The organism is Chelatococcus sambhunathii (assembly GCF_001418005.1).
Lineage (GTDB): Bacteria > Pseudomonadota > Alphaproteobacteria > Rhizobiales > Beijerinckiaceae > Chelatococcus_A > Chelatococcus_A sambhunathii.
Window position 1 is genome coordinate 67,601 of record NZ_LIOL01000008.1, and the last position, 13,743, is coordinate 81,343.

A 13,743-nucleotide genomic window follows, 5' to 3' on the forward strand; every position below is an offset into this window, starting at 1 on the left:
CGAAGCTGTTCCGCATGTGAGCGTTTCGGCGGCGCTGGGCGCACCGCTCCCGTCATGGCCGGGCTCGTCCCGGCCATCCACGCCTTGATGTTGCGCGACTTCCGGGAGGTGGATGCCCGCGACAAGCCCGGGCATGACGGCTGGAGGCGGTCGCGCACTCCAGCGCCGTGCTGTTGCACTGTTTGCATCAATGGACATGGGGGCGAGGTGCGTTAGGCAAAGTTTCACCATTCTCCGGCAAGTTGTCGGCAATATTCGTGGGAAGGTGAGGGATTGGCGGCATGATGGGGCGCTGGAACATGAGCTTGGCCTATGGCCGGGCCGGACTTGCCGCGGTTGCCGTAGCGCTTGCCTGTCTTGCGGCCTCCTCGCCGGCGCAAGCGCTGACGGCGGGCGAGACGGTCACGGTCACGGCCGACCAGGCGCGGCTCGTGCGCCTGCCGGCCGGCGCGCAGACGGTCGTCGTCGGGAATCCGGCCATCGCGGACGTGAACCTGCAGCGCAACGGCGTCCTCGTCGTCACCGGCAAGAGCTACGGCACCACCAATCTCATCGCGATCGACGCGGGCGGCAATGTCGTTGCCGAATCCCTGATCCAGGTGGAGGCGCCGGCGGCGACGGTCGTCACCGTCATGCGCGGCACCGGGCGGGAGTCGCTGTCGTGCACGCCGAATTGCCAGCCCATGCTGACGCTCGGCGACGACATGAGCTACTTCTCCGAGCGGACAGAACAGGCCAAGCAGCGCAACAAGCTCGCCACCGGCGAATAGTTGCCGTAACCATCGTTCCGGCTTTTGCTGGCGCTGCGGATTGCATGGCCATATCTTGCATCCCGTTGAAGGAAGGCACTGTCGGCCGGTGCGGGCGGCGGCGATGACGATGGGCAGGGGGAAAGCCAAATGGGCTCGACCAAGCAACGTTCCCGCCGTTTCATATCCCTGTTGCGGCTGTTCGGCCGCAATGACGAGGGCGCGACGGCGGTCGAATTCGCCATCGTCGTCATCCCCTTTATAGCCCTGATGTTCACGCTGATCGAGACAGCGCTCGTCTTCTTTACGGAACAGTCGCTCGAGACGGCGGTGCAGAATTCGGCGCGGCTCATCCTTACCGGCCAGGTGCAGGCCGGCGCCTACGGCGGCTCGATGGATGAAAAGCTGAAGAGATTCAAGGAGGACGTGTGCGCGCAGGGCCCCTTCGTGCTGGTCAGCGCGGAGGAGTGCCGCGCGCGCGCCGCCATCGACGTGCGCACCGTCGCCGGTTTTGCCGGGGCGGACACGTCGCTACCCATCAACGACCGGGGCGAGGTCGACACGCGCGACTTCACCTTCTCGCCGGGCCAGGCGGGCGACATCGTCGTGGTGCGCGTCGCGCTCGAGGTGCGGATCTTTGTGCCGCTGCTCAATCCCGGCCTCGGCAATCTCGCCAACGGCAACCGGCTGATCATGTCCTCGGCGGCCTTCCGCAACGAGCCATTTCCGCAGCCGCAGGCCTCGGGGGCATGAGTGCATGAGCGTTGCCGGCAAAATCTCCGCAGCCCCGACCCGTTTGACAGCGCGGTTCCGTGCCTTCAGGTGCGATCGGCGTGGCGTTGCCGCGGTCGAGTTCGCGCTCGTGCTGCCGCTCATGCTCATCATGTATCTCGGCATGGCCGTGACGACTATCGGCATCAGCATCGATCGTAAGCTGACCATCGCCTCGCGGGCGCTGGCCGATCTCACCGCCCAGCGCAGCCGCATCAGCGACAGCGAGAAGGACAACATTTTCGCGGCCGCGGCGGCGGTGATGGCGCCCTATTCTCCGGCCGCGGCGGAGCTTGCCCTCTTCAGCGTCTACATCGACAGCAAGGGGGCGGCGCGCGTGTGCTGGTCCGATGCCAACAAGGCCGGCATCGCGCCGGCGGCGGGGTCGGCATACACCTTCCCCGCGTCGGCGGCGGATCTTGCCAGCAACGTCAGTTCTTCCGTCATCGTCGGCCAGGTGACCTACCCCTATTCCACCGGTCTTGCCGGCGTCTTCGAGATGCTGGGCCTGTTCGGCAATGTCTTCGACAACGGCGTCCTGCGCATGACGGAGACGACCTACATGCGCCCACGCTCGGTGGCGCAGGTCGCGCGCGACGGCCAGTCGACCTGCAAGGTGAGCTGAACGCGGACCCGCGCCGGCGACTTGTGCGCGCCGCCGCCGTGGCGCAGATTGCAGCCCGCGATTCAGCCTCAGGGAGCCAGCCGCACCATGATCGACCGTGAGGTCGCGACCAGGACGCGCATCACCACCGTCGTCTTCGACGTCGGCAACGTTCTGATTTCCTGGGATCCGCGCCACCTCTACCGCCGCATTTTCGACGGTGACGAGGAGCGGGTCGAGCGCTTCCTGGCGGAGGTCTGCACGCCGGAATGGAACCTGGAGCAGGATCGCGGCCGTTCCTTCGCCGAGGCAATTGCGGAACGCGTGGCGGCGTTCCCGCAGTGGCGGGCGGAGATCGAGGCCTATGACCGGCGCTGGGACGAGATGGTGCCGGGTGCCATCGAGGGCACGGTGCGCATCCTGGAGGCGTTGCGCGCCGCCGGTGTGCCGACCTATGCCATCACCAATTTCTCGGCCGAGAAGTTCGCCCTCGCGCGTGCGCGCTTTCCCTTCCTCGAGGGCTTCCTCGGCACCGTCGTCTCGGCGCAGGAGAAGCTGGTTAAGCCGGACGAGGCGATCTACCGCCTGTTCGTCGAGCGTTACGGCCTCACTGCCGCGGAGTGCCTCTTCATCGACGACAGCCCGGCCAATGTGGCGGCGGCCCGTGCCGTCGGCATGGCCGCGCACCATTTCACCGATCCTGTCCGCCTGGCGCAGGCCCTCAGGGCCGAGGGCCTGCCCGTGTGATACAGACGGTCAGATCGTCTGGTTGTACGTGCCGACTTCCGGGTTCTCGCGCAGCACCGTGTCGACGGCCTTGAACATCTCGCGCATGCGCGCTTCCGACACCGGGCTCTCGACGACGACGACGAGTTCCGGCTTGTTGGAGGAGGCGCGCACGAGACCCCAGGTGCCGTCCTCGGCGACGACGCGCACGCCGTTCACCGTGACGAGGTCCGCGATCTTCTGTCCGGCGACGGCCTCGCCCGCGTCCTTCATTGCGACAAAGCGCTTCACCACGCGCTCGACGACCTCGTACTTCACCTCGTCGGCGCAGTGGGGCGCCATGGTTGGCGAGCCCCAGGTCTTCGGCAGGTCGCGGTAGAGATCGGCCATCGACTTCGTCGGGTTGCGGTCCAGCATGTCGCAGACGGCGAGGGCCGTCAGGATGCCGTCGTCATAGCCGCGGCCGACCGGCTTGTTGAAGAAGAAGTGGCCCGACTTCTCGAAGCCAGCGAGCGCCGAAAGCTCGCTGACGCGGCGCTTGATGTAGCTGTGGCCGGTCTTCCAGTAATCCACCTTCACGCCATTCTTCTGCAGGGCGGGATCGGTGTTGAAGAGGCCGGTCGACTTCACGTCCACCACGAAGGTGGCACCGGGGTGGAGGTTCGACAGGTCGCGCGCGAGCATGACGCCGATCTTGTCGGCGAAGATCTCGTTGCCCTCGTTGTCGACGACGCCGCAGCGGTCGCCGTCGCCGTCGAAGCCGAGGCCGACGTCGGCGCCCGTCGCGCGCACCTTCTCCGCCATGGCATGAAGCATCTTCATGTCCTCGGGGTTGGGGTTGTAGCGCGGGAAGGTGTGGTCGAGCTCGGCATCGAGCGGGATCACCTCGCAGCCGATCGCCTCCAGCACCTTCGGCGCGAAGGCGCCGGCCGTGCCATTGCCGCACGCGGCGACGACCTTGATCTTGCGCGTCAGCTTCGGCCGGTCGGTGAGGTCGGCGATGTAGCGGGCGGGGAAGTTCTCGACGAATTCATAGGCGCCGCCGCCGGTGAGGTCGAAGCTTGCCGACAGCACGATGTCCTTGAGCCGGCCCATCTCCTCGGGGCCGAAAGTGACGGGGCGGCGCGCGCCCATCTTCACGCCCGTCCAGCCGTTGTCGTTGTGCGAGGCGGTGACCATGGCGACCGCCGGCACGTCGAGGTCGAACTGTGCGAAATAGGCCATCGGCGACAGAGCGAGGCCGATGTCCTTCACCCGGACGCCGGCGGCCATGAGGCCGGAGACGAGGGCATATTTGATGGCCGAGGAATAGCCGCGGAAGTCGTACCCGGTCACGATCTCGGGCTTGACCCCCATCTCCTTGATGAGCGTGCCGAGGCCCATGCCCAGCGCCTGCACGCCCATGAGGTTGATTTCCTTCTGGAACAGCCAGCGGGCGTCGTATTCGCGAAAGCCGGTCGGCTTCACCATCGGCAGCGATTCGTAGTCGTAGGTGTTCGGCGTCAGGGCCGGCAGAGGCTTCGGAAACATGGAGTTGGCTTCGTCCTTCTGATGGGCACTCGGGATAACGGGCTGTGGCTCGGCTCCAAGCCTCGCCGCCAATGGCGGCGGAAGCTGGACCGAGGGGATCAACGTCGCTTTTGCCTCAAGGTTTCAACACCATCGTGTCGGCAGTGGTCTCGAAGCCGCCGAGGCGGGAGAGGAACGACATGCCGAGGAGCCCGCCGGTGGCGAGCGCCTCGCGCTTGAGGATGACGGCATCCACGTCGCGCACGACGATGCTTCCGAGCCGCACCTCGCGCAAGATGCTGCGAGCGCCCAGCGTCACACCGTTGGCGGTGTTCAGCCGGTGCCTGTAGTCGCTCGGGAAGGGGCGCATGCCGACGCGCGCCGCATCGTCCTCGTTGAGGACGACAAGGCTCGCGCCTGTGTCGACCAGCATGCGCACAGCGACGCCGTTGATGTGCGCCGCGGCCACGAAATGGCCGTTGCGGTCCTTGGTCAGGTGTTCGCTCGTGCCGCTCGCCGGCGATGGGGCAGGGATGTCGACGGCTGAGGCGGCCGCCTCCGTGTCGGCGGGTCCGCCCGGCCCCGAGAGGCGTCCGGCAAGATCGGCCGTGACGAACAGGGCGAGCGCGACCACGACGAGCGCCGCCGCCGTGGTTTTCACGATGAACCCCGTCATGCAGCCCTTCCTCGCGCGCGGCGACGTCCGGCGCCATCATGCGGGGCAAGCATGAACGGCGCGTGAACTGCCGGCGTGGACATCAGAACGACGTGCGCTGGCGGATGGCGGCCGAGAGCGTGCCCTCGTCGAGATAGTCGAGCTCGCCGCCGACAGGCACGCCATGGGCGAGGCGCGTGATCTTCACCGGCAGCTGCGAGAGGAGGTCGGTGATGTAATGGGCTGTCGTCTGGCCGTCGACGGTGGCGTTGAGGGCGAGGATGACTTCCTTGACCTCCGGCGCAGCGGCGCGCGCAACGAGCCCCTCGAGGTTCAGATCCTCCGGCCGCACGCCGTCGAGCGCCGAGAGCACGCCGCCGAGAACATGGTAGCGCGCGTTCATGACGGCCGCGCGCTCCAGCGCCCACAGGTCGGACACGTCCTCGACCACGATGAGGACGGAGGGGTCGCGCCGCGCATCGGCGCAGATGGCGCAGGGGTCGCTGGTGTCGACATTGCCGCAGCTGGAGCAGACGACGACGCGCTCGGCGGCGATGCGCACAGCCTCGGCGAGCGGCGCGAGCAATTGCTCGCGCTTCTTGATGAGATGCAGCGCCGCCCGCCGGGCCGAGCGGGGGCCGAGCCCGGGCAGGCGGGCGAGAAGTTGGATGAGACGCTCGATCTCGGGTCCGACGGGTGAGGGCATTATTCTTACTGCAATTTTGTTTTCAGTTCCGCCCCTGCGAGTGAATGGCGGACAATCTGAAGTATAGCTTCTTGCGCGGCGCCTTTAAGCTCGTTCACCTTTTCGGCGGCGGCTGCTTCTTCCATCTTTCCGCTTGTAGCATCCAGTCCTGCCTGTCGCAGTACCTGGTCAAGGGAAATCTGTATATTCTTTGCCGTCTGAATCCTGTAAAACATCTCGTACAAAAAATATCGAACTTCTTCCCGTAATTTTTCGTCCGTTACAAAAATCATATGCTCCATATTTCTATTAAAAATCTGTATAGTTGTTTCTATTATGTCGATAATCTTGTACGATATAAATCCATTGATCTTATAAATATTGTCAAGCTCAATAGCCATGTCATGGACATATGATATTGTATATTTACAAAGCGTTCTCACGCTTAGGTCACGCTCACGTTGCTGTCTGGTGAACTGCCAACGCAAAGACCAATAGGCACCCGCAAGCGTAAATACGCCCGCCACGATACCTCCGAGAATTGCAGCAAGGCTCTGTTCTAGGAACACGAAATACCCCTCAGAACGGCAGCTTCATCCCGGGCGGCAGCGGCAGGCCCTTGGTCAGTTCGGCCATGCGCTCCTGGGCGAGGCGTTCGCCCTTCTGGCGCGCGTCGTTGCTGGCGGCGACGAGGAGGTCTTCGAGGATCTCCTTCTCGTCGGCGTTCATCAGGCTCGGGTCGATGCTGACGGCGCGGACTTCGCCCTTGGCGGTCATACGGATGGAGACCACGCCGCCGCCAGCCGTGCCCTCGACCTCGAGGTTGCCGAGCTCGGCCTGCATGTCGGCCATCTTCTGCTGCATGGCCTGCGCCTGCTTCATCAGGCCCATCAGGTCCTTCATGGTCGTGGCTCCCGCTCAAGCGATCAGAACATCGGGCGACCGGACGCCGGTCCGATCAGAAGTCATCGTCGATATAGAGCTCTTCGTCCGCCGGGGCGAGCCCTTCCCCCACCGGCTGCGCCGGAGCTTCCTCGGCCGTGATGTTGCGCACGTCGACGATCGCGGCGCCGGGAAAGCGCTGCATCACCGCCTGGACGAGCGGGTGGCCGGCGACGCCGCTGAGGCGCTCGGCAGCTTCCGCTTCCGCCTTCTCGTGCAGGGTCGGGGTGTCGGATTCGCGGGCGATGGAGACGACCCAGCGCCGACCCGTCCACTCCTGCAGGCGGCGCGAGAGGTCGCCGGCGAGCGTCTTGCTCGCCCCGTCGACGAGCGCAAATTCCACGTGCCCGTCCTCGAAATGGGCGAGGCGCACGTCGCGCTCCAGCGCGCGCTTCAGCCCGATGTCACGCCTTTCGCCGGCGAGCGCCACGAGGTCCTCGAAGCGGGCGAGCCGCATCTGCGGCACGGCGGGCTCCATGGCCGGGGCCGCGGCGGGCGCCCGGGCGAGGGTAGGGCCGCTCGCGGCCAGCATCGGGCGCGGGCTTTCGGTGCCGCTCATCGTCGCGCCGCCACCGGCGGGCCCGGCACCGCCGCTGCCCGGGGGGGCGGAGGCATTGCCCTCGCGCAGGAGGCGCAGCGCCTCGTCCGGCGTCGGCAGGTCGGCGGCATAGGCGAGGCGCACCAGCACCATCTCGGCGGCCGCGATGGGTCGGGGCGCCGCCTGCACCTCCGCGATGCCCTTTACCAGCATCTGCCAGGTGCGCGAGAGGATGCGCACCGAGAGCCGCGCCGCAAAGTCGGTGCCGCGCGTGCGCTCGACGTCCGTTATGGCGGCATCCTCACCCGCGGCCGGCACGAGCTTGAGGCGGGTGACGAAATGGGTGAAGCCGGCCAGGTCGGTGAGAATGACGGCGGGATCGGCACCGGCGTCATACTGGCTCTTCAACTCGCCGAGCGCGGCCGGCAGGTCGCCGCGCATCACATGCTCGAACAGGTCGATGATGCGGCCGCGGTCGGCGAGGCCCAGCATGGCGCGGACCTCCTCGACGCCGACGCGGCCCGCCCCGTGGGCGATGGCCTGGTCGAGCAACGAAAGCGAATCGCGCACCGAGCCCTCGGCGGCACGGGCCACCATGGCGAGGGCTTCCGGCTCGGCCTCCACCGCCTCGGCAGCGCAGATCCGCGTCAGATGCGCGACGAGCGTGCCCGCCTCGACGCGGCGCAGGTCGAAGCGCTGGCAGCGCGAGAGGATGGTGACGGGGACCTTGCGGATCTCCGTCGTCGCGAAGACGAACTTGGCGTGCGGCGGCGGCTCCTCCAGCGTCTTCAGGAAGGCGTTGAATGCCTTCTCCGAGAGCATGTGAACCTCGTCGATGATGTAGACCTTGTAGCGGGCCGAGACGGGGGCGTAGCGGATGCCGTCGATGATCTGACGCACATCGTCGATACCGGTGTGCGAGGCGGCGTCCATCTCCATCACGTCGACATGGCGCGATTCCATGATGGCTTCGCAGTGCACGCCGAGCTCGGGCATGTGGACGGTGGGGCCGGTGACGCCGGGGCGCTCGTAGTTGAGGGCGCGGGCGAGGATGCGCGCGGTCGTCGTCTTGCCGACGCCGCGCACGCCGGTCAGCATCCAGGCCTGCGGGATGCGGCCGGTCTCGAAGGCGTTGGAGAGCGTGCGCACCATCGCCTCCTGCCCGATGAGATCGGGGAAGGCGCGGGGGCGGTACTTGCGGGCGAGGACGCGGTAGGCGCCGGATTGTGGCGCGGGGGTCGGCTGCGGCAGGCCCGGCAGGGCAGGCGCATCGTCCGGTGCGCCGCTTTCGTCCGTCACGGTGTCGAAATCCGTCATCGGCCCCTTCACGCTGCGGCTCACGGGGAGCGTGGCCGCAACCACGTGTCCGACGCCGTGGGCGACGTTCCGAGAGCGAGGCCAGATCCCGGTCTGATAGGTGGGAGGCTGAACGAAGACCCGCCCGTGCTCGTTAGGGCTGCTTCCTTCCGGACCTGACCCGGTTGGCGAGTGGAACGTCCAACGCCAACCTCCCGCCCCCTATATCGGGGATCGTGGCCGCTTGTGCAAGCTTCAAGCGGGAGCCGCTCCACAGCGCGGGGCGCGCGAATGCGCGCCCCGCCCACTTTCGTCGTTGGCCGATCGCCGCGGCAGGCCTATAGATTGGGCAATTGCCGGACCGACCGGATGCGGACCTCCCCGACATGCCAGACAGCGCCACCGATGCCTTCCAGCTCGACGCACGCCTTGAGGCGGACACGCGCGCCATTGGCGAGCTTGGGCTGTCGCGACTCCTCCTGATGAACGACAGCCGCTTTCCTTGGCTCATCCTCGTGCCGCGCCGGGCGCAGGCGCGCGAACTCGTCGATCTGTCGGAAGCGGACCACGCGACGCTGAGCGCCGAGATTAGGCAGGTGTCGCAGGCGCTGCGCGATCTCGTGCCGACGGACAAGCTCAACGTGGCGGCGCTGGGCAACATGGTGCCGCAGCTGCATGTCCACGTGATCGCGCGTACGAGGGGCGATGCCGCCTGGCCGGGCCCGGTCTGGGGCGCCGGCCGTGCCGAGCCTTATGATGTCGCCGCGGCCGAGCGCCTCATGGCGGGACTGCGCGCCCGGCTTGGCCTATGACAGGAATGGAATGTATGGCCCGCAACATGTCCGACAACACGGCCTTACCGGCCGGCGAGATCTTTCCTGAACGGTCGGCGCGGATCGGCTTCTCCCGCAACCGTCTCGTCCGCCACTCCGAGCGGCGCGAGAAGGCGAGCGACATTGCAGCGATGATGGCGCTGCCCGAGGCGCGCTCCTTCGTCATCGCCGGAGACGTCCCGATCCTCAGGCGCGATGGCGAGGCCTTCACGCCCCGCTTCACCATGGCCGAGGCCGGGGCGCTCGCCCCGGTCGCCGAGACGGCCCTGCTCGGCACGCTCGACGGTACGCCGTTGTTCGCGACGCTGATCGCAACCGGCGAGGTGGAGCGGCTCAAGGAGACCGGCCTGTTCGCCATCGACCTGCGCTCCATCGCCGTGCAGGGTCTGTTGCCGCAGGACGAACTCGGCCCGCTCGGCGAAGGCAAGGCCCTGATGGATTGGCACCGCCGGCACGGCTTCTGCGCCAATTGCGGAGCGCGGACGGCGAGCGCCAGCGGCGGCTGGCGGCGGGATTGCGCCGCCTGCGGGGCCCAGCACTTTCCGCGCACCGACCCGGTCGTCATCATGCTGGCGGTTCGTGGAGACCGTTGTCTGCTCGGCCGGCAGGCGCGCTTCGCGCCCGGCATGTATTCCTGCCTCGCCGGCTTCGTGGAGCCGGGCGAGACGGTGGAGGACGCCGTGCGCCGCGAGACCATGGAGGAGGCAGGCATCCGCACCGGGAGGGTGCGCTACCTCGCCTCGCAACCCTGGCCGTTTCCGTCGTCGTTGATGGTCGGCTGCCTCGCCGAGGCCCTCGACGAGGATCTCGTGGTGGATGCGATCGAACTGGAGCACGCGCGCTGGTTCACGCGGGCGGAGGTCGGTGCCATGCTGCGCGGCGAGCACCCGGACGGGTTCACCGCCCCGCTGCCCTTCGCCATCGCGCACCACATCCTCAAGGCCTTCGTCGAGGAGGGCGAGAGCTTCTGAGCCGCCGATCAGCCGCCTGGCCGCAGTCGGGCGAGCGCATCGGCGGCGACGATGTCGGATGCCGCAAGGCCCGGTGCCGCCCGGCCGGCGCGGGAGAGTGCGACCGGCTCCTCGTGCCAGACGGCGAGATCGTTGAGATCGGGCCAGATGACCGCTATTTCCTCGAGCATCGTCTCGCCGGCGCAGGTGCTGCGCGTGCCGGCGACGGTGCCGCCCAGCGCGCGGGCGAAGGCCACCGCCGCCACGTTGTCGCGCGGAATCCAAAGGCCGGCGCTGGCATGACCAGAGGCCATGAGCGCATGGGCGAGGCCGCCCATCAGGCGTCCGCCGATGCCGCGGAACTGGAGCCGTCGGGCGACATAGGGGGGCGCGATCTCGGCTGCGGTGCCGAGGCTGCCGTCAGTCGCGGGACCCGCGGCGGCGAAGCCTACAATTGCGCCGGCCCGCTCGGCGACGAGCGCGGCGCGGCCGCTGCCGTCGCTGTCGAGCCCGACGAAGCGGATGCTGCGCTCGCCGACCGGCACGGTCTGGGTCGCGAGCACATAGTCGGACAGGATGCCGCGGTAGGTCTCCCGCCAAACGTCGATGACGAGACGACCGATGGCCTCGATGTCGGCCGGTGTGGCACGTCTGATGATGATCGACATGGCGCGGCTCCCTGATCTAGCGATTGGCGTGCAGCCTCGACCAGGAGAACGGCCACAAAAGGGCGACACTGGTACGACAACACGACTTTCGCTGAGCCGGCTGACGGGGCCAGCTTCATCTTGTTGCGGTACCATATCACGTTGCGGCAGGCCGCGCAGCACCGCGGCCCGCGGCTTCTACTCGGCCGCCTCGCGAATATTCTCGCGATAGGGATGGGCGGGGAAGACACCGAGAATGTTGAGCTCGCGCGAGAAGAAGCCGAGTTCCTCCAGTGCCAGCTTGAGCGACCTGTCATCCGGGTGGCCTTCGACCTCCGCATAGAACTGGGTGGCGAAGAAATGTCCCTCGATCATGTAGCTCTCGAGCTTCGTCATGTTGATGCCGTTGGTGGCGAAGCCGCCGAGCGCCTTGTAAAGCGCCGCCGGCACGTTGCGCACGCGGAAGACGAAGCTGGTGACAGCCTTTCCGTTGCCGGCTTCCGTCCACTGCGCCGTGCGCGACAGGATGACGAAACGGGTGGTGTTGTGGGCCTCGTCCTCGACGTCCTCCATGAGCGTGTCGAGGCCGTAGATCTCGCCGGCGAGCCGCGTGGCGAGCGAGGCCGAGGCGGGATCGTTCCATTCCGCGACCATGCGGGCCGATCCTGCCGTATCAGCCGCGACCACGGCCTTCAGACCGAGCTTGCGGATGATCTTGCGGCACTGGCCGAGCCCGTGCACGTGGCTGTAGACCGTCTTGATCGTGGCGAGCGTTGCTCCCTTCGGCGCGAGCAACTGGAAGTGGATGGGCAAGAAATATTCGCCGACGATGTGAAGGCCGGAGGTCGGCAGGAGGTGGTGGATGTCGGCGACGCGCCCGGCAATCGAGTTGTCGATCGGGATCATGCCGAGCTCCGCTCGCCCCTCCTGCACCGCGGCAAAGGCGTCCTCGAAGGTCGCGCAGGGCAGGGGTTCCCAGTCGGGATAGACGTCCTTGCAGGCAATGTGCGAATTGGCGCCGGGCTCGCCCTGATAGGCGATGATCTTCTTGGCCATTGGGGAAGTCCTCGCGGATAAAAGGTCAGCGGCGCGGCGCGAGCATGGCGCGGGCGCGTTCGAGATCGTGCGGCGTGTCGACGCCGAGTGGCACGTCGTCCACGACGACGATGTCGATGCGCATTCCGGCTTCGATCGCCCGCAGCTGCTCGAGCCGCTCGCGGCGCTCCAGCGGCGAGGGTGGCAGGGCGACAAAGCGCGCGAGCGCGGCACGGCGATAGGTATAGAGGCCGATGTGATGCAGCAGCGGCCCTTCGCCGTAGGGTGCGGTGGCGCGGGTGAAGTAGAGCGCGCGCAGGTGCCTTGGCGCGATCTCGCTGCCGATGGCCTTGACCACACTCGGTTCCGTCCGCTCCTCCTCGCGGGTGATGACCGCGGCAAGCGTCGCGATGTCGACGGCGGGGTCGGCGAGGGGGCGCGCCGAGGCCACGATGACGCGCGGATCGATGGTTGGCAGGTCACCCTGCACGTTGACAACGATGTCGTGCCGGCCATCGGGGTCGAGGCGCTCGAGAGCCTCGTAAATCCGGTCCGAGCCCGACTGGTGGTCCGAGCGCGTCATCACCGCGCGTCCGCCGGCTTTCGTGACGGCCTCGGCGATCGCGGGCGTGTCGGTTGCCACGGCGACCGGGCCGATGCCCGCTTCCTCGGCCCGCCGCAAGACGTGCACGATCATCGGCTCCCCGTGGATGTCCGCGAGGGGCTTATCCGGCAGGCGTGTCGCGGCGAGGCGGGCGGGGATGAGGACGATGGGATCGGGCATGTCGGCGTTTCGCTGGTCGTTCTCGTTGCGGCCGCCGGATATCCGCGGGGAGCGGCCGGTGCGCCGGGCGCTTATAGCAGGCGCTGCGCCGTCCGTCCTCCCCGACGCGCGGTGGACAATTGCGCGCGCGAGGGCGGTGCGACGACATAACCGCACGCGCCTTATTGCCAAGCGCCCGCCAAAGCGGGTAATCATCCGCCGCCGCAGGGGGCTCGCCCCGTGCGGCGCCTTGCCTTTGCCGACACCTCGTCCGTAGCGACGGACCGGAGCTGCCGACCGATGGATTCCTTCGAGCTCAACAAGATCGCGGGCGCCGTGCTGGGCACCCTTCTGTTTGTCATGGGCCTCAATATCGTGGCGGGTATCGTCTTTGCCCCGCACCGGCCCGCAGTGCCCGGCTACGACCTGCCTTCGGCCGAGGAAGCGACCGCGGGTGGCGGCGAGGCCACACCCCAGACGCCGACGGTGCCGCTGCCCGAACTCCTGGCGAAGGCCGACCCGGCCCGCGGTGAGAAGGCGGTTGCCAAGTGCAAGGCCTGCCACACCTTCGAGAAGGGTGGCCCCAACAAGGTCGGCCCGCACCTGTGGGACGTCGTTGACCGGCAGATCGCGGAAGTGTCGGACTTCAGCTACTCTGCCACACTCAAGGAACACGGCGCCAACGGCGAGAAGTGGACCTTTGAGCACCTCAACGAGTTCATCGCCAACCCGCGCGGCTATATGAAGGGCACGATCATGGCCTTCGCCGGCGTTGCCAAGCCGGAAGAGCGGGCGGATATCCTCGCCTACCTGCGCACCCTCTCCGACAATCCGGCGCCCCTGCCGGCAGAGTGAGAGGGATATCCGGGACAGTTGAAACGGCCGGGCCATTAGCCCGGCCGAATCGTTTCTGGACGCCGCGCCGGCGCTTCTCCCGCCACACAATTTCGACAACCGGGGTTCCGCTGACCCTGCCGGCCGTCTTAGTGTGCCGATCATCGCGCCCGTCAAAAGCAGGGGCGCGCAGGAGGCTGGCCGCC

General features: G+C 67.4%; 16 protein-coding genes and 1 other RNA gene. 7 read left to right on the top strand and 10 right to left on the bottom strand.

Annotation, left to right across the window (positions count from 1 at the left end; translation table 11 throughout):
* Window positions 1-299 precede the first annotated feature (299 nt).
* The 4 genes from ASC46_RS15240 (at window position 300) to ASC46_RS15255 (ending at window position 2,871) form a co-directional block, all read left to right on the top strand.
* Complete coding sequence (locus ASC46_RS15240; protein ID WP_245280578.1) at window positions 300-770, top strand: pilus assembly protein N-terminal domain-containing protein; 471 nt, start codon at window positions 300-302, stop codon at window positions 768-770.
* 129 nt (window positions 771-899) lie between these two features.
* Window positions 900-1,502, top strand: a complete 603-nt coding sequence (locus ASC46_RS15245; protein ID WP_055460161.1) for a TadE/TadG family type IV pilus assembly protein — start codon at window positions 900-902, stop codon at window positions 1,500-1,502.
* 4 nt (window positions 1,503-1,506) lie between these two features.
* A complete protein-coding gene (locus tag ASC46_RS15250) occupies window positions 1,507-2,145 on the top strand; it encodes a TadE/TadG family type IV pilus assembly protein (RefSeq protein WP_055460162.1) in 639 nt (212 codons plus the stop codon).
* Between the two features lie 87 nt (window positions 2,146-2,232).
* Window positions 2,233-2,871, top strand: coding sequence for an HAD family hydrolase (locus tag ASC46_RS15255; protein WP_055460163.1), 639 nt, complete (start codon window positions 2,233-2,235; stop codon window positions 2,869-2,871).
* A 9-nt stretch (window positions 2,872-2,880) separates the two neighbouring features.
* On the opposite strand, the gene ASC46_RS15260 is transcribed toward ASC46_RS15255, so the two are convergent.
* The 7 genes from ASC46_RS15260 to ffs all read right to left on the bottom strand — a co-directional run bounded on the left by ASC46_RS15260 (window position 2,881) and on the right by ffs (window position 8,692).
* Window positions 2,881-4,380 (bottom strand): phosphomannomutase/phosphoglucomutase, encoded by a 1,500-nt coding sequence (locus tag ASC46_RS15260; protein ID WP_055460164.1) that lies wholly within the window; start codon window positions 4,378-4,380, stop codon window positions 2,881-2,883.
* 115 nt (window positions 4,381-4,495) lie between these two features.
* A complete protein-coding gene (locus tag ASC46_RS15265; RefSeq protein WP_055460165.1) occupies window positions 4,496-5,035 on the bottom strand; it encodes a retropepsin-like aspartic protease family protein in 540 nt (179 codons plus the stop codon).
* Between the two features lie 82 nt (window positions 5,036-5,117).
* Window positions 5,118-5,720: a recombination mediator RecR gene (recR, locus tag ASC46_RS15270; RefSeq protein WP_055460166.1), complete on the bottom strand. Its 603-nt coding sequence runs from the start codon at window positions 5,718-5,720 to the stop codon at window positions 5,118-5,120.
* 5 nt (window positions 5,721-5,725) lie between these two features.
* Window positions 5,726-6,268 (bottom strand): hypothetical protein, encoded by a 543-nt coding sequence (locus tag ASC46_RS21315; RefSeq protein ID WP_141659697.1) that lies wholly within the window; start codon window positions 6,266-6,268, stop codon window positions 5,726-5,728.
* A gap of 10 nt (window positions 6,269-6,278) precedes the next feature.
* On the bottom strand, window positions 6,279-6,602 hold the full coding sequence (locus tag ASC46_RS15275) for a YbaB/EbfC family nucleoid-associated protein (protein ID WP_055460167.1): 324 nt from the start codon (window positions 6,600-6,602) through the stop codon (window positions 6,279-6,281).
* A 55-nt stretch (window positions 6,603-6,657) separates the two neighbouring features.
* The gene (locus tag ASC46_RS15280; protein WP_096335384.1) at window positions 6,658-8,496 is read right to left on the bottom strand and encodes a DNA polymerase III subunit gamma/tau; all 1,839 of its coding nucleotides are present in this window, start codon (window positions 8,494-8,496) and stop codon (window positions 6,658-6,660) included.
* Window positions 8,497-8,595: 99 nt separating this feature from the next.
* An RNA gene (gene ffs, locus ASC46_RS20920) (signal recognition particle sRNA small type) lies at window positions 8,596-8,692 on the bottom strand.
* A gap of 169 nt (window positions 8,693-8,861) precedes the next feature.
* Between ffs and ASC46_RS15285 the strand changes: the two genes are divergently transcribed.
* Both ASC46_RS15285 and nudC read left to right on the top strand, forming a co-directional pair.
* The gene (locus ASC46_RS15285; RefSeq protein ID WP_055460168.1) at window positions 8,862-9,287 is read left to right on the top strand and encodes an HIT domain-containing protein; all 426 of its coding nucleotides are present in this window, start codon (window positions 8,862-8,864) and stop codon (window positions 9,285-9,287) included.
* 14 nt (window positions 9,288-9,301) lie between these two features.
* On the top strand, window positions 9,302-10,279 hold the full coding sequence (nudC, locus tag ASC46_RS15290) for an NAD(+) diphosphatase (protein ID WP_245280579.1): 978 nt from the start codon (window positions 9,302-9,304) through the stop codon (window positions 10,277-10,279).
* Window positions 10,280-10,287: 8 nt separating this feature from the next.
* Here the strand turns inward: nudC and ASC46_RS15295 are convergent, their stop codons facing one another.
* The 3 genes from ASC46_RS15295 to ASC46_RS15305 form a co-directional block, all read right to left on the bottom strand.
* Window positions 10,288-10,926 carry a GNAT family N-acetyltransferase gene (locus tag ASC46_RS15295; protein ID WP_055460169.1) on the bottom strand — a complete coding sequence of 213 codons (639 nt, stop codon included), beginning with the start codon at window positions 10,924-10,926 and terminating at the stop codon, window positions 10,288-10,290.
* 177 nt (window positions 10,927-11,103) lie between these two features.
* Window positions 11,104-11,961, bottom strand: coding sequence for a prephenate dehydratase (locus ASC46_RS15300; RefSeq protein WP_055460170.1), 858 nt, complete (start codon window positions 11,959-11,961; stop codon window positions 11,104-11,106).
* 25 nt (window positions 11,962-11,986) lie between these two features.
* Window positions 11,987-12,724 carry a 3-deoxy-manno-octulosonate cytidylyltransferase gene (locus ASC46_RS15305; protein WP_055460171.1) on the bottom strand — a complete coding sequence of 246 codons (738 nt, stop codon included), beginning with the start codon at window positions 12,722-12,724 and terminating at the stop codon, window positions 11,987-11,989.
* Between the two features lie 279 nt (window positions 12,725-13,003).
* Here ASC46_RS15305 and ASC46_RS15310 point away from each other — a divergent pair, with 279 nt between their 5' ends.
* A complete protein-coding gene (locus ASC46_RS15310; RefSeq protein ID WP_055460172.1) occupies window positions 13,004-13,558 on the top strand; it encodes a c-type cytochrome in 555 nt (184 codons plus the stop codon).
* Window positions 13,559-13,743: the final 185 nt, after the last annotated feature.